Source organism: Deltaproteobacteria bacterium (assembly GCA_020848905.1).
Taxonomy (GTDB): domain Bacteria; phylum Myxococcota_A; class Polyangia.
The window spans coordinates 17,662-36,483 of the sequence record JADLHG010000041.1; the positions used below are offsets into that span (position 1 = coordinate 17,662).

Sequence of the window (18,822 nt, forward strand, 5' to 3'; positions counted from 1 at the left end):
TTCCAGGTTCGGGGAGGCGCTGTCAATAGCAGCCGCGGGCGTAGGAGGCGTGGGCGCTCGCGTGCTAGCCTGGCGCTTCATGGCGCGCCCTTCGCTCTCGCTCTGTATGATCGTCAAGAACGAGGAGGCGACGCTGGGTGCGTGCCTGGACAGCGTCGCGGGCCTGGTGGACGAACTCGTCGTGGTTGACACCGGCTCCACCGACGGGACGCGCGAGCTCGTCCGGTCGCGCGGGGGACGCCTCCTGGAGCGCACCTTCGACGGCGACTTCTCCGACGCACGCAACGCCGGCCTCGAGGCGGTGACGGCCGACTGGATCCTGGTGCTCGATGCGGACGAGGCGCTGGAGGTCTCGAGCCGCGCGAAGCTCGGGCCGCTGCTGGACGACGCTGGCGCCGACGCCTTCACGCTCACGGTGCGCAACCTGGCCCCCGAGGGGGAGCTCGCGACCTACGAGGATCTGCGCCTGACGCGGCTTTTCCGGCGCCACCCCGCCTATCGCTACGAGGGGACGATCCACGAGCAGGTGCGACCGGCGATCGAGCGCGCCGGAGGGCGGATCCGCTCGAGCGAGCTGCTCGTGCTCCACCGCGGCTACGCGCAGCCCACGGCGCAGGGCGAGAGCCGCGTGGCGCGAAACCTCGCTCTGCTCGAGGCGGCCGTGGCGCGCGCGCCGGCGGAGGCCTACCTCCACTATCAGCTCGGGGCCACGCTCAAGGCCCTCGGGCGCTTCCCCGAGGCGCGGGCGGCGCTCGAGCGCGCGCTCGAGCTCGGCGGGCCGGAGCTCGGGCCCTCGGTGCTCGACGGGCTGCAGATGAAGCTGGCGCAGCTCCACACGGCGGCGGGTGAGCACGCGGCGGCGCTGCGCGCGGCGGAGGAGAGCCTCCGCCACAACGCGGAGAACGTCATCTCGCACAACCTGGCGGCGCTCGCGGCCGTCGGTATCGGCGATCATCGTCGCGCGCTCGAGCACTTCGTCGCGGTGAGGCGCTCTCCGGCGACAAACCCCGCGCACGCCGCGCAGCTCGACGCGCTCATCGCCTACTGCCGCCGTGCGGCGGGGAGTTGCCCGGGCGACGGGAACTGCGGAGAATGACCGCCGAAGGCAAGAGGGACGCGGTGGACGACCGGGAGCTCGAGCGGGGCCAGGCGATCGCGGGCTACAAGATCCGGCAGCGGGTGGGTGCGGGTCCTCACGGCGTCGTGTACGCGGCCGTTCACCCGACGACGGGCGAGAAGGTGGCCGTCAAGCTGCTGCACCCGGCCGTGGGGGCGCGCGCCGAGGCGGCCCTGCGGCTCGAAGCCCTCGCCCGCGAGGTGCGCGAGCTGGACGGCGCGGCGCTGCTCGCCCTGCGCGAGGTGGGTCGCCTGCCCGACGGCGGGGTCTACGCCATCGCGGAGTTCGCGGCCGGATCCTCGTTGCTCGAGGTGCTCGAGGGGCTGGAGCCGCTCGAGCCGGCCGAGGCGGGGGCGCTCCTCGAGGGCCTCGTCGCCGGTCTTTCCTGCCTGCACCAGCGCGGTCTTTGCCACGGAGATCTGAAGCCGCAGAACGTCTTCGTCGTGCCGCGGCCTGACGGCGTCTGGCCGCCGGGGCTGCGTCTCGCCGACCACGGCATGGCAGCGCTCGAGCCGAGAGCGGGGGAGGCGGAGCTACCGGCGGCGCTGCTCGACGGGCGGCCCGCAGCCGAGGGGCTCTCGCCCGAACAGCTCCTCGGAGCGGCGCCCGACGCGCGAAGCGACGTCTTCGCGCTCGGCGTGCTGGCGTATCGGCTGGTGACGGGGGCGTGGCCCTTCGACGCCTCCTCCGGGGGGCGCGAGGAGGGCGGTCTGCTCGACGAGCCGGTACCTCCGCCCAGCCAGCGCCTCGCAGCTGCCGAGCCCGTCGAGGCCGCGATCCTGCGGGCCCTGGCTCGAGCTCCCGAGGCGCGGTACCCCGACGCCGCGGCGTTCATGGAGGCGTTCCGCTCCGGCGCGTCCGCGCAGCCCGAGCCCGTGGCGCTCGAACCCGTCGCCGACCCGGCTCCCGTCAAAGCGCCGGCCGCCACCTCGCCCGCGGACCCGGCTCCCGTCGAAGCGCCGGTTGCGACCGCGCCCGAGCCTCTCGCGTCGGTGGTCAGCTCCCTGCCCGTCGAGGCAGCCCCCGAGCCCCCGTCCACGCCGCCGCTGATCGTGCCGGTTCCCGACGACGTTTCCACTGCGGTGGTGGCCCGTGGCCCCGGCGGGCGGGTCCTCGGCTCGCTGGTCTGGACACTGCTCTGGCTGCTGCTGGCCTGCGGCACCGCGGTCCTCGCGTTTCGCCTCGTGGCCGACCGCTGGCCGTTCGCGCCATGAAGGGGTTTCTGCTCGTCTGCCTCGGCGGGGCGCTCGGGAGCGGCGGGCGCTACCTCGTCGTGCTCCTCTGGACGCGGCTCGTGCCGCTGGCCTTCCCCGTGGGCACGCTCACGGTGAATCTCCTCGGCTCGTTCGCCATCGGCCTGCTCATGAGCCTGGCGCAGAGGTGGAGCGCCTGGACGCCGAACCTCCAGCTCGCCCTGGTGACCGGCGTGCTCGGCGGCTTCACCACCTACTCGGCCTTCAGCTTCGAGACGCTCGCCCTGCTCCACCGGGGCGCGTTTCTGTCGGCGGGACTCTACGTGGCGAGCTCGCTCGTCGTGGGGCTCCTGGCGACCGCGGGGGGCTGGCAGCTCGGCCAGGGCCTCCTATAGAGAGGGCGCGACCCGCGCTCTGCGAGGAGCGTGGTTGCGATCCGTCGGGGCTCTCCCGAGCGCGGCGTTGAAGGGGGCGAGCAGCGCGTCGGGGACCGTGCCGTCGGCGATGAGCGAGAGGAGCGTCTGGCGGCGCGTGCGGGCCACGCTCGCCAGGCGCAAGCCGAAGGTGCCGAGGTCCGCGGCCACGCCCGCGACCAGGTAGGGCACGAGCAGGTTCGGCTGCAGGAAGCCGCCGATGTTGATCGCCTCGCCGATCCCGGCCATGACCACCGCGTCGCGCAGGCTCCACAGGCTGCGCCCGCCGAGCTCGCCGTAGCGCTGCTCGAAGGCCCACTCGAGGTGGGGAACCTTGTGCACCTCGGCCTCCAGCGCCTGCAGCGCGACCTCTCGCGTCCAGCGGCTCTTCCACTTCGTCGGGTGCGCGGCCACCGTGGAGATCAGGCTGAAGACCTTCTGAACGGCGCCGGGAAGGCGGTTCTCGTGGAGCCGTGCGCGCGCGCGTCCACGCGGCGGAGCGGGCGGGAGCCCCGGGCCGAGCTCCTCCACCGCCCCCACGGCATCCCGATGGGGAGCGAGCAGCTCCTCGGGGATCCGGCCATCTCGGAGCAGCGCCACCGTCGTGCGTCGCTTCATGCGTGCGACTTCGTAGGCGCGGCTGGCGAAGTTGAAGACGTCGAGCGCCACGCCGGCCAGGAGGTAAGGGATGAGCAGGTGCGGCTGCAGGAAGCCGCCGATGTTCACCACGGTCCCGATGCCGAGCATCACCAAGGCGTCGCGCGTGCGCCACAGGGTCTTGCCGCCCAGGTGGCCGTAGTAATCCCGGAAGGTGTTCTCCAGGTCCGGCCGCTCGTGGATCTCCGTCTCGATCGCGCGAATTGCCGCCTCGCGCTTGAAGTGCGCGGGCCAGGCGTCTCGCGGGGTGGAGAGCAGCCCGCGCAGGCCGACGACCCGACGGAGCAGCTGGGGGACCTTCAGGTCGGCTCTGCCCGGAAGCCGCGGCCCGGCGGAGGCCGGCCCGGCAAGGGCGGAGACGAGGAGCCCTGCCGTGGCGGCGAGGAGCAGTCGCGGGGCGTGGGATAGTCGGAGCGTCGGCATGCTGGGCGACCGAAAAAGCAAGGTCGAGGCCAAGGCTATTTATCCTATTTAATCATTTAATAACAAATATTTATGCCATTGCCTGGCCGTCGTCTCCCCCCGGTGGTCTCCGGAAGCGCACCACCTGGCAGTCCCAGACGCCAGGCGGCCCACGGGACGCCTCACGGGGGTCCCCTGCCGGCGGGCCCCGACCGAGGGGCTCTGGGCGCACGCCGCGCGTTGACACCCCCGCTGGCAAAGGGTAAGCTGGCGCAAATTCGGCGGGTTTTCATGAATCGGGCCTTCCTGGGATGGATCGCGTTGCTCTGCGGCGGCAGCCTGGTCGGCTGCGCCGAGGCAGGGGGCGGCGTTTCCGTCTCGTACGGCGAAACAGCGCGCGCCAACTACGAGAAAGGGCTCAGGGAGCTGAAGGACGAGAGCTACCCGGAGGCGATGAAGTACTTCGCCTTCGTGAAGAGCAAGTTCCCCTTCTCTCGCTACGCGACGCTCGCCGAGCTGCGCGTCGCCGACACCTATCTCGCGCAAGAGAAGTACCTCGAGGCGATCGACGCCTACAAACTGTTCGTCAAGTTCCATCCCACGCACCCCCAGGTGGAGGACGGCTACGCGGCCTACAAGGTTTGTGAGGCCTACATGAAGCAGATCCCGTCGGACTGGTTTCTGGTGCCGCCCGGGCACGAGAAGGACCAGACGGCCACGCGCGAGGCGCTGCGCGAGGTGCAGAACTTCAGGAAGACCTACGCGCGGAGCCCCTATCTGGCGAAGGTCGCGGACATGGATCGCCAGTGCGTGCGCAACCTCGCCGACCACGAGCTCTACGTCGCGCGTTTCTATCTGGAGAACGATCGGCCCTACGCCACGATCCTGCGACTCGAGGGCCTGCTCAACCGTTACCCCGACGCGAACATCGACCCCGAGGTGATGCTGCTCCTCGGGAAGACGTACCTGAAGATGAAGAAGCCGGACAAGGCGCGGGAGACCTTTCTCGCGCTGGCCCGAAAGTACCCGGGCGATCACCGCGCGGCCAAGGCCAAGCTCTACCTCCAATACCTCGCAGAGCATCGGAACTGAGCGATGGACGAGCGGATCAGACACCTCCTCTCCCTGGGGCAAGAGCACTACCGCAACCGCGAGTTCGACCGCGCGGAGAAGATCCTGACCCAGGTGCTGCGGGACAACCGGGGCTTCGCCGACGTCTACAACATGCTGGGCGTGATCTATCACGACCAGGGGCGGTACACGCAGGCGCAGGAGTGCTTCGAGCAGGCGCTGAAGATCAACGCGCAGTACACCGAGGCGGCGTTGAACCTCGCGGTGACCTACAACGACCTCGGCAAGTATCGCGAGGCCAAGAAGATCTACACGCAGGCCATGGCGCGTTGCCGGAGCCAGCCGCGGCAGCTCGACCCCTTCGCCAAGGGGAAGATCGGCAACATGCACGCCGATATCGGGGACGCCTACCACGGCATCGGGTTCTTCGCCGAGGCGGTGCGGGAATACACGCTCGCGCTCGCGCTCTGCCCGACCTTCGTGGACATCCGCACCAAGCTCGCCAACACCTACCGCGACATGGGCGAGATGGAGCAGGCCATCCGCGAGTATCGCGAGGTCACGGAAGCGACGCCTACCTTCGTTCCCGCGCGCCTGCAGCTCGGCGTGACGCTCTACTCGGCGGGCCAGGCCGACGCGGCGCTCGCGGAATGGCAGGAGGTCCTGCGCCTCGAGCCCACGAACAAGAGCGCGCTCATGTACCTCAAGATGGTGCGGGCCATGGGCAACAAGCGCTGACCCGCGCGCCCTCGGCCTCCACCCCCACGTCCATGCGCTTCGATCCCCTAGCCCTGCCGCTCCTGACCGCCGAGCTTCCCGGCGTCGGAGGAGCGACGCGCGACCCCGAGGACTTCGTCGTCGAGGAGCTCCCCGCCTACCTGCCGTGCGGCGAGGGAGAGCACACGCTGGTGCGGATCGAGAAGCGGGGCCTCACGACGCCGCAGGCGATCGATCGGCTCGCGCGTGCGGTCGGGGTCTCGCCGGCCACGGTGGGCTACGCGGGCATGAAGGATCGCCACGCCGTCACGCGACAGTGGCTCTCGTTCAGCGGGGTCGACCCGGCCGCGCTCCTCGCCGTGGAGGGGCCGGAGCTCCGCGTGCTCGAGGCGGGCCGCCACAAGAACAAGCTGCGCACGGGACACCTGCAGGGAAACCGCTTTGTGCTCGTCCTGCGAGGCGTGCGCGAGGGGGACGCGGTCGCCGGGGCGCGGGCGATCCTGGCCCGTCTGACGGAGAGCGGCGTGCCGAACTACTACGGCGCGCAGCGCTTCGGCTCGGCGGGAGACAACGCGGAGCGGGCGCTCGCCATGCTGCGCGGCGAGGAGAAGCTCCCGCGCGATCGCCACCAGCACCGGCTGCTGGTCTCGTCGCTCCAGTCGTTTCTCTTCAACGCCGTGCTCGCGGAGCGGATTGGGCAGGGGCTGCTCGCGAACCTCCTCGGCGGCGAGGTTCTGCAGCGCACCGACAGCGGGGGCCTCTTCGTGAGCGAGGAGCGCGAGACGGATCAGGCGCGACTCGAGCGAGGCGAGCTCGTGATCACCGGGCCGATGTGCGGTCCCCGCATGCCGCGTCCTAAGGAGGGGTCGGCCGCGCGCGAGGCCGAGGATCGCGTGCTCGACGCGCATCGCGTGGGGCCGGACGACTTCGCGCGCTTCGGCCGCCTCGCCCGCGGGGGCCGGCGTCCGCTCGCGGTGCCGCTCGGCGAGCCTGAGCTCGAGACGGTGGTCGACGACCCCTCCGCGCTACGGCTGCGCTTCGCGCTCCCGGCGGGGGCGTACGCGACGGTCGTCCTGCGCGAGCTCTGTAAATAACTACGGGTCGAGCTCCATCCCGCCGGGCGGTGTTGCTCGCTGCGGTGCCTGCTCACTTACGGAAAAGTAAGCTCCGCGGGCTCCTCGCTCGCGCCTTGCCCGGCGGGCGCCTCGCGACCCGTACGATCGAGCTCCATCCCGCCGGGCGGTGTTGCTCGCTGCCCGGCGGATGGCGTTGCTCGCTGCGGTGCCTGCCTGCTATTCCTGGATCGTGTCCAGGTACCAGTCGTAGAGCTCGCGCGCGATCTCCGTGCGACTGATCCCGGCCGGCGCCACGCGGATGTCCATCTGCGCGGCCTCCAGATCGAAGCGCGCCTTCCGGATCGTCTCCTGATCGATCCGGTACTCCTTCAGGAGCTTCTGGACTTCGTCCACCGGCATTCCGTACCGACGGGCCACCCCGTCGAGGGTCGGCTTCTGGTAGGTGTCGTCGGCGGTGATTCCCAGGTGGAAGGCGCAGAAGAGCTTGAACGCGTCGGGTGGCCCGTCCTCCTGCCGTCGTGGGGGTGGCGCCTCGCCGGCCACGCGAGGGGCACGGCCACCGAGCACGCTCGAATCATGCCGCCCCGGCTCGGGAGGCAGGCGATCGATCTGATGCTGCCGGGCTACGTGGCCGCCGCCACCGCCTCCACCGCCCCCACCGCCGGTGCCTGCGCCGCGCCCGCGTTTTCGCCGGCGCCGCTTGCCGGGGCCCGCGCCGCCGCCGCCACCGCCGCCGCCACCGCCGCCGCCGCCGCCGCCACCGCCACCGCCGCCGCCGCCGCCGCCACGCCCGCCTCGGTCATCTCCGGAGGGCCCCCCAGGCCGGCCATTCCGTCTGCCGCGTCGATTTCCGCCCCCGGGACTCGAATCCATCATGCGAACAGCCTCACTTGCAACCTGCGCCACGGTGCTGCGTCGGGGATCCGCCTGGATCGGGTGTTCTGGCTCCGTGCCGTCGCCTCGGGCTTGGGTGCAACGCACTCACGTCCGCGGGCTCGTAGACCGGGCTCAGACCAACCGGGAAGTCGAGATCCTTAGCCTGAAACTCCAGCGCTCCGCGCCATGCGGAGCGGGCTCCTGTCGGCGGTTGAATGCAGCGGCCCGATCGCTGTGGCCCGCGACCAGGCTCGTCTGCCGGCTCCCTGGGGCAAGGTTCCCGTAGGTCGGTTCCCCTCGGGGGAAACAACCTTTCGTGTAGGGCCGACCGTCGACGGTGGACTCCCCGTCGCTTCGTTCACCTTCGCGTATTTTCCGTGCAGCCGTCAAGCCCCAAAGTGCTGTTACAAAGCCCCTTCCCGTCGGGCCCGGGAAACTGTACTCATGTGGCAACCTATGGAACAATCGCGCAAACCTCGAACCACGGTGACCCTCATGCGCCTCGCTCGCCTGGCTGCCGCGGTGGTCGTCAGCACTCTCGTTTCCCTCCCCGCCGCCGCCCAAAACACCGTGTCCAGGTCGTTTCCGACGCAGCACTTCGAGCCTGCGATCGGCATCAAGGACACGTTCTTCAGCGTGGAATCGGCCCAGACGGGGGACCACCTCTCCTTCAGCCTGGACCTGATGTTCAACTACCAGCACCGGCCCCTCGTGCTCTTCGTGCAGAAGTCCACGCCGGGTAGCACGACCCCCTTCGAGCTCGGCAAGGCCGACGCGATCGACGTGGTGAAGAACCAGCTCACCATGGACGTGGGGGGCGCGTTTGCGGTCCGGTTCGGTTGGTTTCGCGGGCAGATCGGGCTGAGTCTCCCGGTGAATCTCCTCCTGCGCGGCACGGAGGTGGACGACCTCGGTAACCGGACGGGCAACACCCTGTCGGCGACCGGGGTGGGCGATCTGCGGATGCAGCTCAAGGTCATGTTGCTGCACGACTGGAAAGGCCTCTCGCTGGCGGTCTCGCCGATCCTGACCTTCCCCACGGGCAAGCGGGACAACTTCGGCGGGGACCCGAATCTCTCGGTGCGGCCGCGGCTCGCGCTCGACTACCGCATCGGCAACTTCATCGCCGCGCTCGACCTGGGGTGGATGATCCGCGAGTCGGTGATGATGTTCTCGTCGGAGGTGGACGACCAGCTCATGTACGGGGTGGGGGCGGGCTACCGGGTGCATCCGCGCGTGCTGCTGATGGGCGAGCTCTACGGACGCGCTGGTTTCAAGACGCGGTCGGGGTGCACGCGCGACCCGATCAGCGGCACGACGACCTGCACCGACACGTCGGGCAAGGACCTGGACGCGTTTCCGCTCGAGGCGGACCTCGGGGCGCGCGTGAAGCTCGGAAGCGGCTTCGAGCTCGCCGCCGGTGCGGGCTTCGGCATCATCAAGGCCATCGGCAGCCCCCAGGCGCGCGCGTTGCTCGGCCTCAGGTGGGCCCCGGACTTCACGGACACCGACCGGGATGGCATCGCGGATGCCGACGACAAGTGCCCCACGCAGAAAGAGGACAAGGACGGCTTTCGCGACAGCGACGGCTGCCCCGACCCGGACAACGACGAGGACCTCATTCCGGACGACCGGGACCGCTGCCCGAACGAGCCGGAGGACAAGGACACGTTCGAGGACGACGATGGTTGCCCCGACCCGGACAACGACAAGGACGGCATCCCCGACCTGAAGGACTCGTGTCCCTTCCAGCCGGAGAACAAGAACGGGCTGAAGGACGACGACGGCTGCCCCGACATCCCCGATCAGGACGGTGACGGGATCGAGGACTCGAAGGACCAGTGCCCGAAGGAGCCCGAGGACAAGGACGGCTTCAAGGATGCGGACGGCTGTCCCGATCCGGACAACGACAACGACGGCGTGCCGGACAATCTGGACGATTGCCCGAACAAGCCGGAGGACATGGACGGCTTCAAGGACAACGACGGCTGCCCCGACCCGGACAACGACGGCGACGGGGTCCCCGATGCGCAGGACAAGTGCCCGAACGAGCCGGAGACGATCAACGGCTACAAGGACGAGGACGGTTGCCCCGACAAGGGGACGGGTCACGTGGTGGTGAAGGACAACCGCATCCAGATCATGAAGAAGATCTTCTTCGCCACGGACAAGGCCGTCATTCGGTCGGTCTCCTTCGCCATCCTCAAGGAGGTGGCGCTGACGCTGCGGGCGAACCCGCAGATCAAGGGCGTGCGCATCGAGGGGCATACGGACAGCCAGGGTGCGGCGGACCACAACCGGAAGCTCTCCCAGTCCCGTGCCGAGGCGGTGAGGATCTTCCTGATCAAGGAAGGGATCGAAGGGGCGCGCCTCTTCGCGCAGGGCTACGGCTCGGACAAGCCGGTGGCCGACAACCGCACGGGCAAGGGGCGCGAGGCCAACCGGCGGGTGGAGTTCGTGATCCTCGAGAGCGCCCCCGGTGCGGGGCCCGCCGGAGCGGGGCAGCCGCCCGAGAAGAAATAACGCCCACCGAGCGCAATCCGAGGGCAATCAACCACGGTCGCATGGGTCGCGAGGCGCCCGGCCCCTTCTCGGCCGGGGCCCCGTCGTGATACGTCCCCTTCATGATTGCGCATCGCCCGACGACGAACCCCCGACGCGGCCTGGGCCTCGTTTCCGTGCTATGGCTTGCGAGCTGCGGCCCCGTCGCGCCTCCAGCGGGGCCGCCAGCACGCACCGAGACGCCGATGGCCAAGCCCCGCCGAGCACTCTCTCCGTCACCTGCCGTCTCGACGCCGCCCCGCCGCGGGGGACCGCCGCCGACGCGCGCGGAAGCGGTCGTGGAGCTCCTGCACGGCGAGCGCGTCCGCGACCCCTATCGCTGGCTCGAGGACGACGCGTCCAAGGAGGTGGGCGCCTGGACCGAGGCGCAGAACCGCTACACGCGGGCCGTCCTCGACGCCATCCCGGGGCGCAAGGAGCTCGGCCGTGCCCTGACGCGCCTTCTGACCGTCGAGAGCATCGGCACGCCGGTCCTGCGCTACCCGAAGGAGGGGCCGCTCTTTCTCTTCCACACGCGACGCACGGGGCGCCAGAACCAGCCGATCCTCTACGTGCGACGCGGCGCCGGGGGCGAGGATGCGGTGCTTGTCGATCCGAACGGGCTGTCCAGAGACGGCACGGTGGCGCTCGACTGGTGGTATCCCTCCCCGCACGGTCGCTACCTGGCGTACGGGACCTCCACCTCGGGGGACGAGCTGAGCACCTTGCGGGTGCGCGAGGTGGCGACGGGCAAGGACCTGGCCGAGTCGATCTCGCGCACGCCCCACACCTCGCTCGCCTGGCTCCCCGATGAGAGCGGCTTCTACTACGTGCGGCTGCCGCAGCCGGGGAGCGTCCCCAAGGGGGAGGAGCACTATCACCGTCACGTCTTCTTCCACCGGCTCGGCACCGACGGCAAGCAGGACCCGGTGGTCTTCGGGCCGGGGCGGGACCTGCGCGAGATGCCGTCGGTGTCGCTCTCGCCGAACGGGCGCTACCTGGTGGTGATGGTCTATCTCGGGTGGGCCCAGAGCGAGGTGCACCTGCTCGACCGACGCCACAAGGACGGCGCCTTCGTGCCGGTCGCGCGCGGCAAGAACCACCTCTACCTGCCGGAGGTGCTGAACGACCGCCTTCTCTTGCAGACCAACGAGGGGGCGTCGCGCAATCAGGTGTATCGCGTGGATCCCGCGCGTCCGGCGCGCAGGCAGTGGAAGCGGGTGATCGCCGAGCGGGAGGAGATCCTGCAGTCCATCTCGGTCATCGGCGGCAAGCTCGTGGCGCTCTACCTGAAGAACGCGGCGTCGGTGATCGCGCTCCACGAGCTCGACGGGCGCCGTCTCGGCGAGCTGCCCTTCACCCCCTTCGGCACGGTCAGCGCGGTCAGCGGCGAGTGGAATAAGCCCGACCTCTATTACTCGTATTCGTCGTATCTGGTGCCGCCGCGCATCCTGGGCACCACGGTGCCGCGCCTGGCGAAGGGCCTCGTGGCGGCGCGGCGGGCCCAGCGGGCGAGCACCCCCGAGGGGGCGGGGACGATCTGGGCTCAGGTGAAGTCGCCCGTCTCGAGCGACGAGTTCGAGCTCTCGCAGCACTGGTACCCGTCCAAGGACGGCACGCGCGTCTCGATGTTCCTGCTCCACAAGAAGGGGCTCGTGCGCGACGGCCAGAACCCGACGCTGCTCTACGGCTACGGAGGCTTCGACATCTCGCTCACGCCGCGTTTCGTGCCGGAGCTCTACGAACTGCTGCGGCGCGGCGGCGTGTACGCGGAGGCGAACCTCCGAGGGGGGGGCGAGTACGGGGACGCCTGGCACAAGGGGGGGATGCTCGGAAAGAAGCAGAACGTCTTCGACGATTTCATCGCTGCCGCGGAGTATCTGGTGGCGCAGAAGATCACGCGGCCGGAGAAGCTGGCCATCGATGGACGCTCGAACGGCGGCTTGCTGACCGGGGCCGTGCTGGTGCAGCGCCCGGAGCTCTTCCGCGTGGTGGTGTCCGGCGTGCCGCTCCTCGACATGCTGCGCTACCACCGCTACCTCATCGCCAAGCTGTGGATCCCCGAGTACGGCACCCCCGAGGACCCGGAGCACTTCAAGTGGCTGCGGGCGTATTCGCCCTATCACAACGTGAAGGACGGGACGCGCTACCCGGCAGTGTTCATCGCCACCGGCGTGTCCGACTCGCGCGTGCACCCCTTCCACGCGCGCAAGATGGCGGCGCGGCTCCAGGCCGCCACGGGGGGGAGGCTGCCGGTTCTGCTGCGCGCCGAGACGAAGGCGGGGCACGGGGCGGGCAAGCCCACCTCCAAGCGCATCGAGGAAGCCACCGATCGGCTGGCCTTCGTGCTCTCGCAGCTCGGGCTGATGCCCTGAGCCGAGGCGGGCGACGCGGAGGCGCGGGGGAAGCGCTGCGTCGTCGACCGTGGGGCCCTGGGCGCGATTGACCCAGGGGGCTATGGCCCGGATCGGGGGAGCGAGCCCCAGGGGAGTCGCGACGCGGCTACGGGCACCTCGCGATGAGCTCGAAATTTTCGCAGGCAAGTCGCTCCATTCGCCGCTGACGCGCGACGCTGCGCCTCGCTGCGGGCTGGCAGGAGCCTTGCACTCCTTCGCCCCTGGGGCACACCAGGAGGTTCGAAGAACCATGACGAGGCGACACGGAGTGACGGTCTTGGCCTTGCTCGGCTGGAGTGCGGGACTCGCCGCGGGGTGCGGCGGGACGATCGACACGAGCCAGCGGATCTCCAAGCTCGAGCTGCGCACCGACCAGCTCGGGGCCTTGCAGGCCATGCAGTGCCTCAAGGTGAACGGCGAGGATGCGTGCGCGCGCTACCCGAATCCGAACGCGTGCGATCGCCTGGACGTCTCCGTGATGGGCGATGGCAGCACGGTGGCCGAGTGCCTGAACGGCGGGGTGGTGGTGAAGACCATCGTGGGGAGCATGGCGGGAGGTGTGCCCTTCGTCTGCAAGCTCGCCGACGAGAAGGGCTGCGTGACCTGCGCGGACATGTACGGCGTGATCGTGACCGACTCGTGCAACACGAACACGCGCCTCTTCGTCGATTCGGCGCTCGAGGAGCAGCCTCCGGCGGCAGGGGGCGGGGAGCCGGGCGCTGCTCCGGTGGACCGGTGCGACCCGCAGAACGCGCGGCGCGTCTACGCCGAGGAGCTGAACAAGGTGCTCGCGGCCGAGGGGCTGAAGTTCACCTACGCGCCGGATTTCTCGCGCACGACCGTGGACAAGAACGGCATGTTCAAGACCAGCACCAAGACCGGCGACATCTGCACCTACTGGGAGCAGCAGGCGGCGAAGGACAACCAGTACACCGAGTGCAACGTGAAGCAGCCCGGGCGCTGCAACTGCGAGGTCAGCAGCACGCGGACGACGTGCAAGTGCGGTCGCCTGAACATCCGCGCCCTGCGCGCGGCGTGCACCGCCATCCCGTCGGACTGCCAGCGGGGGGAGTGGACCCAGGCGCTCACCATCGAGTACGCCGCCGCCAACGTCTTTCTCTTCAAGGGTTCCTACAAGAAGACCACGCCGCCCGCGCCGACGCAGCCGACGACGGGTGACCGCTCCAAGACGAGCGCTCCGGCGCCGAGCCTGTATCAGGCGATCCCGACGCCGGTGGAGAGCGCTCCGGCCGACCTGCAGTGCCAGGGCTCGCCGCTGGTGCTGGACCTCTCGGGCGACGGGGTGAATCTGCTCCCGGTGGACGAGGGGCCGACTTTCGACCTGCTCGGGCTCGGCGAGCAGAGGACCGCGTGGGTCCGGGGGGACGACGCGCTGCTCGTGCTCGACCGGAACGGTAACGGCCGCGTGGACAGCGGGCGCGAGCTCTTCGGCGAGGCCTCGGAGGTGAGCGGTCCGACGGAGGACGGCTTCCAGGCGCTCGCGGTGCTCGACCGTCCGGAGCAGGGGGGCAACGGCGACGGCCGCATCGACGCTGGAGACCGGAGCTTCGCGCAGCTCAGGCTGTGGAACGACCGGAACGGCGACGGGGTCTCGCAGAAGAGCGAGCTCCGCAGCCTGCGTCAGGCGGGGGTGCGGAGCCTCGGCCTCGAGGCCCGGCCCACGGGCAAGACGGATCGCTTCGGCAACGACCTGCGTCTCGAGAGCAGCTTCGTCGGGCGGCACGGCCGGCGCGGCCTGCTGGTGGATGCCTTCTTCGTGGTGAAGTAGTCCCTCTCCAGGCGCGCCCCCCTTCGACCTCAGATCTCCCCGCTGTCGCAGAGGGCCTTGAGCTCCGCTTCGAGCGCGGTGCGCTTGGCGCGGAACGCGGCGCCCACGCGGGCAAGGCCCGGAGCGGCGTTGCGTGCGGCGATGGCCCAGTGGTCCCGCGCGGCGGTGCGGAAGGCCTGGTCGAGGCGGAGGCGCGCGGGGTTCTCGTCGAGCGTGCGGTCGAAGGGGTCGCGGGGGAGCTCACGAAGGAGCCCCTTCAGGTAGAGCACGTCGAGCGCGTGGAGTCGCTCCACCAGGTCGGTGGCGCGCGCGCGAACGGCGGGGGAGCGCGCGTAGCGTGAGGCCTGGAGGACCGGGTAGCGCAGGTGCATGATCTCGCGGAACCAGTCCTGAGCTGCGGTCGCGAGCTGCTCCATGCGAGGGTCGAGAAACTCGGCGCGGTAGAAGGCCTCGGTCCCCTCGGGGGTGATGGCGAGCCTCCAGCTCGCGACGAGGCGCTGCAGCGGCGTCTCCGCCTGCACGCGCATCACGTTGAGGGGGCTCGTCACGTAACTCAGCACGCGCCGCCCCTTCTGCGTGGCGGTGCCGCCGACGCGCCGGAGGAGGAAGCGCAGGTTCGCCTCCAGGTCGCGGCGGGTCATGAGCGGGTCGAAGGTGATGAATCCGACCTGGGGCCGCAGTCCGGCGCGCACGAGCAGGTCGATGCCGCGCAGGTTCACGTCGAGGGGGTAGCCCTTGCCGTAGCGCCGGAGCTGCTCGTCGGAGCCGGACTCCGCGCCGACGAAGACGCTGTTCAAGCCGGCGTGGGCGAGGAGTCCGAGGACCGAGATGAAGCGCTTCGCGAGCTTCGGGTCGGCCATGCCGAAGGCGTCGAGGCGGAAGTCCACCGCGAAGGGGGCCCCGGGTTGCTTGCCGAGCTGGTGGGCGAGGCGGGTCAGGTAGCGCGGATTGCGGCTACCGAACTCGCTGTCCACGAAGTTCAGGGTCGTGGCGCCGGCGGCGCGGAGCACCCGGACGAGCTCGGCGGTGCGGGTGACGGGAAAGTGCCGCCAGGGAGCGGCGGGGTTCGAGCCGTCGGGCTTGGTCTTGAAGTCGAGCTGCGGCACCGAGCAGAAGGTGCAATGGCCCGGACAGCCGCGCGAGGCCTCGAGGCCGATGTCGGCCTTGACGCGCAGCGCCTGCTCGAGCATGTCGAGGGCGGGCAGCCAGCGCTGACGCTCGAGGGCGAGGACCTTGCGGGGGGTGCGCACGAGGCCGTCGGAGGAGCGATAGGCGACGTTCGGGATCTTCGAGAGGTCGGTGCGTCGCGTCTTCACGGCCCGGTAGATCGCGTCGATGGCCAGCTCCCCCTCGCCGAGGGCGAAGACCACCTCGGGGAAGCGCTCGGCGAGGGTGGCGTGGGAGAAGGTGCCCATCACGTTGCCCACTACGATCACCGCGTCTCTCGCCCAGGGTTCGCGCCGCAAGCGGGTGAGGAGCTGGATCAGGTTGTCTTGCGAGCCCATCTTGGCCGAGACGCCGATGATGTGCGGCTTGGTGGCGCGCAGCTTCCTCAGGGTGTAGTCCACGCTCTGCGCGAGCTCGGGGGTGCGCGAGAGCATCAGGTCGGGCTCGATGAAGGTGATGCGCGCGGGACGATGGGCCAGCTCGCGGTGCTTGTAGCGCAGGTAGCCGGCCAGCTCGGCCAGGCCCATGTTGAAGGTCGGGATGTCGTAGGCCGGGGCGACGGTGGTGACGAGCGCGAGCCGCGTTCCGCCGGGCTGCAGCGCGGCGCGGGCGGCGGCGCGGTCGAAGCGCTCCGCGACCGGAAGTCGCTGCTCGAGCACGTCGCGGCGGGCCGGGACGTTGTCGCGAAGACGCGGTGCGGCGTTCGCGGCGGGGAGGGCGCCGGAGGAGAGGGCGCCGAGCGCGAGCACGAGCAGCGCGACGCGGCGCGTGACCGTGAGAGACCGGGTCGAGGGGAAACGTCGCATGGGGAGTCGAGGCGGAATAGAGCAGGAACGATGCCGGGACCGACGGCGCGCCCGGAGCGGAGCAGGTCCGTGAATTGACAAGGGTCCTCTGCGGTGAGGGCGGCGGCGCGGCGGTCCGCGCGCTAGCTACGGTCGGCGTCGGCTGGCGGCTGTGGCCAGGGCTGCGGGGTCGGTTGGCCCGATGGGGGTCGGGTCCCCACGACGGGGAGCCCGAGGCGGGGGGCGAGCGCGGGCCACCCTCCGGCGATCCAGAGCCCGGTGACGCCGTAGCGCAGCCAGCGGAGCGCGAGCCCGAGGGCGAGGGCGAGCGAGGGCGGGGCGGGGTACCAGTCCTCCGGCTGCCCTGAAGCAGCGGTGCGTCGCGCGAGCCATCCAAGCGCGAGGTACAGCGCCACCAGGGCGAGTGCGCCAGCCGCGAAGCTCGCGGCGGTCCATCCCGGCCCGCGGCGTTTCGGCGACGACTCTTCTACGGGCGCGTAGCGCAGCCCCGCGCAGAGGCCGGCGAGCACGCCGCCGAGGGCCACGAGGTCGCGGTGCGGCCAGAGGGGCAGAAGCAGCGATGGCGCGCCGCCGGCGACGAGCTGGCCTCGGGGCGAGAGGTGCTGGAAGCGCTCGACGAGCCACCGCTCGAGGTGCGGCGCAAGGACGAGGAGCGTCGCGCCGAGGGCGAGGCCCACCAGCACGTCGTGCGGAAAGTGCGCGCCCAGGTAGAGGCGCGAGCCGGCGACGAGGAGCACGACCAGCGCCGCCACAGCCACGGCCCAGCGGCGATTGAGGCCGCGCGCGAGCGTTCCCCAGGCGGTGAGCGTGAGCTGCGCGTGTCCGCTCGGTACGCCCGGGCTCAGCTCGGGGGGGCCGATGAGCGCCACGGAGCGGGCGAACTGATAGGGCCGCGGACCGCGCCACCAGGCCTTGCAGAGGACGTTCACCACACCCGACCCGACGAGCAGCGCGCCGAGGCGCAGGCCGAGCCGGCGGTCCACGCACCAGATCACGAAGGCCACGAGCAGGACGAGCGCGAGCTGGTGGCCGAGCTGGGTCACCGCGAGGTTGAAGAGGTCGGCGAGGTGGGAGCGGTGCGCCTGCAGGGCGCGAACGACCTCCACACCCCAGTCGAGGACGCCGTTCATCGCCGGAGCCGCGTCATGAGAATCCCTATCCTAGCAGCGTTCGGCCTCTCTGCGATGCAGGGCCGGAGCGGCGGACTGCGGGCCCGGTCCCAAGCCCGGGCGCAGCCTGCGGGTGGCAGTGGCTAGGCCTGGCGCCGGAGTCCTCTCACGTCGGGGGACCGAGGAGATCCGACGAACGCACCGCGTCGGGCCGGTTCGTCGTGCTGTTTCCAGGCCTTGACGTTCCGGGGAACGGCGCCCGTCGGCGGTATGGACCTTGCTCGTCTTCGCGGCATGTACCAGCCCGCCCGTCGAAGGGTTCCCGTGGTGCTCGTCCTGGCGGCCCTTGCGTCGCAGGGCTCGACCGCCTTCGCGCGCGACCCGGTGGTCACGCGTACCCCGCTCGCGCGTGCTCCGGCGGCGTCGCTCGGAGCGCCCGAAGCGCTCTCCCTCACGCCGCGCCAGTTCCTGGTGCAAGGCGTCGAGCGGGCGAAGCTCCTCGTCGGCCGGGCCGTCACGTTCCCCGCGTTCGTCTGGCCCTTCAATCGGCTGATGCAGGCCGTCGCGCATGGGGAGCCCTTCACCGGGCTCACGCCGGCGAGCGCGGTGCGCGTGGGCCGTCGGGTCGTGGACCAGGGGAGCGAGGGGGTCGTGATCGGGCGTCTGGCGCCCACGCTGCGAGATATCTGGTCGGTGCGCGGCGCGGAGCGGTCTTTTCTCAAGCTCATCGACGAGCTCGCGGCGGCGCGCGCGAAAGACCCTCGGCTGAAGGCGGCGGTGGCGTACGACCCCGACTCCCTCGGCCTCGGGCTGAGCGGGTTCTCCCGCGAGCGGCGCGAACAGGTCGCGATGGCCGGCATGTTGCGCGTCGCCCGACACGCGAAGGCTCGCGGCGTGCCTCTCGAGCTGGACATGACCGGTTCGGAGACGATGCCCTTCACGCTGAAGGTGGCGGAGCAGATCGTGACGGAGGTGGGGATCCCCGTGCGTCTCGCGATCGCTGCGCGCTACGAGGCCTCGATGCCGGCGCTCCGAAACTGGGCCGCGCTCGCTACCCGCACCGGTCAGAAACTCGGGGTGCGGCTGGTGAAGGGGAGCTACGTCGAGGCGGACACGGCGGGGATCATCAACCAGCGGGGGCCGTTGATGCGCCACTACCGCGAGCTCGTCACGCAGGCCCTGCGCTACGGGGACGTGCTCGACGTGGCGGTGGCCACACAGAACGAGGAGATCTGGCAGCACGCCCGCGCCGAGGCCCGTCGCTTGGGCACCACGTACCGGCTCCACGTGATCCGCGGGGTCAACGCCCCCTTCCAGGCCAAGGTGCGCGCCGCGGGCGAGACGATAGGTGGCGAGTACGTCTCCTACGGGGCCGACGCGCCGATCTTCGGTTTGCAGGAGGCGCTCGAGAACCGGCAGGCGAAGAAGACCCTCATCCAGCGCTTCGCGCAGGAGCTGAACTGACCCTGGCGCTCTTCCCGGGTTGGCGCCC

The 18,822-nt window shown here is 70.6% G+C and carries 15 protein-coding genes; 10 read left to right on the top strand and 5 right to left on the bottom strand.

Features of this window, described 5'->3' with window-relative positions:
- The first annotated feature begins 61 nt into the window (after positions 1-61).
- Genes IT371_16700 through crcB form a run of 3 tightly spaced genes read left to right on the top strand, consistent with a single transcriptional unit; the run spans position 62 to position 2,705 of the window.
- Entirely contained in the window at positions 62-1,096 is a 1,035-nt protein-coding gene (locus IT371_16700; GenBank protein ID MCC6749305.1) for a glycosyltransferase, read from the top strand.
- Positions 1,093-2,331, top strand: a complete 1,239-nt coding sequence (locus IT371_16705) for a protein kinase (protein ID MCC6749306.1) — start codon at positions 1,093-1,095, stop codon at positions 2,329-2,331. Before IT371_16700 ends, IT371_16705 begins: the two co-directional genes overlap by 4 nt.
- Complete coding sequence (gene crcB / locus IT371_16710; GenBank protein MCC6749307.1) at positions 2,328-2,705, top strand: fluoride efflux transporter CrcB; 378 nt, start codon at positions 2,328-2,330, stop codon at positions 2,703-2,705. The genes IT371_16705 and crcB overlap by 4 nt, the downstream gene beginning before the upstream one ends.
- Here the strand turns inward: crcB and IT371_16715 are convergent.
- Positions 2,700-3,803: a hypothetical protein gene (locus tag IT371_16715; GenBank protein ID MCC6749308.1), complete on the bottom strand. Its 1,104-nt coding sequence runs from the start codon at positions 3,801-3,803 to the stop codon at positions 2,700-2,702. The genes crcB and IT371_16715 overlap by 6 nt on opposite strands.
- A 270-nt stretch (positions 3,804-4,073) precedes the next feature.
- Between IT371_16715 and bamD the strand changes: the two genes are divergently transcribed.
- Genes bamD through IT371_16730 form a run of 3 tightly spaced genes read left to right on the top strand, consistent with a single transcriptional unit; the run spans position 4,074 to position 6,664 of the window.
- Complete coding sequence (gene bamD, locus IT371_16720; GenBank protein MCC6749309.1) at positions 4,074-4,874, top strand: outer membrane protein assembly factor BamD; 801 nt, start codon at positions 4,074-4,076, stop codon at positions 4,872-4,874.
- A 3-nt stretch (positions 4,875-4,877) separates the two neighbouring features.
- Positions 4,878-5,591, top strand: coding sequence for a tetratricopeptide repeat protein (locus IT371_16725; GenBank protein ID MCC6749310.1), 714 nt, complete (start codon positions 4,878-4,880; stop codon positions 5,589-5,591).
- Positions 5,592-5,623: 32 nt separating this feature from the next.
- Complete coding sequence (locus IT371_16730) at positions 5,624-6,664, top strand: tRNA pseudouridine(13) synthase TruD (protein MCC6749311.1); 1,041 nt, start codon at positions 5,624-5,626, stop codon at positions 6,662-6,664.
- Between the two features lie 198 nt (positions 6,665-6,862).
- On the opposite strand, the gene IT371_16735 is transcribed toward IT371_16730, so the two are convergent.
- Both IT371_16735 and IT371_16740 read right to left on the bottom strand, forming a co-directional pair.
- Positions 6,863-7,213 (bottom strand): hypothetical protein, encoded by a 351-nt coding sequence (locus IT371_16735; GenBank protein MCC6749312.1) that lies wholly within the window; start codon positions 7,211-7,213, stop codon positions 6,863-6,865.
- A gap of 56 nt (positions 7,214-7,269) precedes the next feature.
- The gene (locus IT371_16740; protein ID MCC6749313.1) at positions 7,270-7,476 is read right to left on the bottom strand and encodes a hypothetical protein; all 207 of its coding nucleotides are present in this window, start codon (positions 7,474-7,476) and stop codon (positions 7,270-7,272) included.
- A 541-nt stretch (positions 7,477-8,017) separates the two neighbouring features.
- Here IT371_16740 and IT371_16745 point away from each other — a divergent pair.
- The 3 genes from IT371_16745 to IT371_16755 all read left to right on the top strand — a co-directional run bounded on the left by IT371_16745 (position 8,018) and on the right by IT371_16755 (position 14,248).
- Entirely contained in the window at positions 8,018-10,045 is a 2,028-nt protein-coding gene (locus tag IT371_16745) for an OmpA family protein (protein MCC6749314.1), read from the top strand.
- A 224-nt stretch (positions 10,046-10,269) separates the two neighbouring features.
- Positions 10,270-12,438 (top strand): S9 family peptidase, encoded by a 2,169-nt coding sequence (locus tag IT371_16750; protein ID MCC6749315.1) that lies wholly within the window; start codon positions 10,270-10,272, stop codon positions 12,436-12,438.
- A gap of 271 nt (positions 12,439-12,709) precedes the next feature.
- The gene (locus IT371_16755; GenBank protein ID MCC6749316.1) at positions 12,710-14,248 is read left to right on the top strand and encodes a hypothetical protein; all 1,539 of its coding nucleotides are present in this window, start codon (positions 12,710-12,712) and stop codon (positions 14,246-14,248) included.
- A gap of 29 nt (positions 14,249-14,277) precedes the next feature.
- Here the strand turns inward: IT371_16755 and IT371_16760 are convergent, their stop codons facing one another.
- A complete protein-coding gene (locus tag IT371_16760) occupies positions 14,278-16,221 on the bottom strand; it encodes a radical SAM protein (GenBank protein ID MCC6749317.1) in 1,944 nt (647 codons plus the stop codon).
- A gap of 122 nt (positions 16,222-16,343) precedes the next feature.
- Positions 16,344-17,351 (bottom strand): phosphatase PAP2 family protein, encoded by a 1,008-nt coding sequence (locus tag IT371_16765; GenBank protein MCC6749318.1) that lies wholly within the window; start codon positions 17,349-17,351, stop codon positions 16,344-16,346.
- 249 nt (positions 17,352-17,600) lie between these two features.
- Between IT371_16765 and IT371_16770 the strand changes: the two genes are divergently transcribed.
- Positions 17,601-18,794 carry a proline dehydrogenase family protein gene (locus IT371_16770; GenBank protein MCC6749319.1) on the top strand — a complete coding sequence of 398 codons (1,194 nt, stop codon included), beginning with the start codon at positions 17,601-17,603 and terminating at the stop codon, positions 18,792-18,794.
- Positions 18,795-18,822 lie beyond the last annotated feature (28 nt).

Bases quoted from the DNA above. Each gene is read 5' to 3' on its own strand.
- IT371_16705 (MCC6749306.1), top strand. From the start codon at position 1,093: ATGACCGCCGAAGGCAAGAGGGACGCGGTGGACGACCGGGAGCTCGAG.
- crcB (MCC6749307.1), top strand. From the start codon at position 2,328: ATGAAGGGGTTTCTGCTCGTCTGCCTCGGCGGGGCGCTCGGGAGCGGC.
- IT371_16715 (MCC6749308.1), bottom strand. From the start codon at position 3,803: ATGCCGACGCTCCGACTATCCCACGCCCCGCGACTGCTCCTCGCCGCC.
- bamD (MCC6749309.1), top strand. From the start codon at position 4,074: ATGAATCGGGCCTTCCTGGGATGGATCGCGTTGCTCTGCGGCGGCAGC.
- IT371_16725 (MCC6749310.1), top strand. From the start codon at position 4,878: ATGGACGAGCGGATCAGACACCTCCTCTCCCTGGGGCAAGAGCACTAC.
- IT371_16730 (MCC6749311.1), top strand. From the start codon at position 5,624: ATGCGCTTCGATCCCCTAGCCCTGCCGCTCCTGACCGCCGAGCTTCCC.
- IT371_16740 (MCC6749313.1), bottom strand. From the start codon at position 7,476: ATGGCCGGCCTGGGGGGCCCTCCGGAGATGACCGAGGCGGGCGTGGCG.
- IT371_16745 (MCC6749314.1), top strand. From the start codon at position 8,018: ATGCGCCTCGCTCGCCTGGCTGCCGCGGTGGTCGTCAGCACTCTCGTT.
- IT371_16750 (MCC6749315.1), top strand. From the start codon at position 10,270: ATGGCCAAGCCCCGCCGAGCACTCTCTCCGTCACCTGCCGTCTCGACG.
- IT371_16755 (MCC6749316.1), top strand. From the start codon at position 12,710: ATGACGAGGCGACACGGAGTGACGGTCTTGGCCTTGCTCGGCTGGAGT.
- IT371_16760 (MCC6749317.1), bottom strand. From the start codon at position 16,221: ATGCGACGTTTCCCCTCGACCCGGTCTCTCACGGTCACGCGCCGCGTC.
- IT371_16765 (MCC6749318.1), bottom strand. From the start codon at position 17,351: ATGAACGGCGTCCTCGACTGGGGTGTGGAGGTCGTTCGCGCCCTGCAG.
- IT371_16770 (MCC6749319.1), top strand. From the start codon at position 17,601: ATGGACCTTGCTCGTCTTCGCGGCATGTACCAGCCCGCCCGTCGAAGG.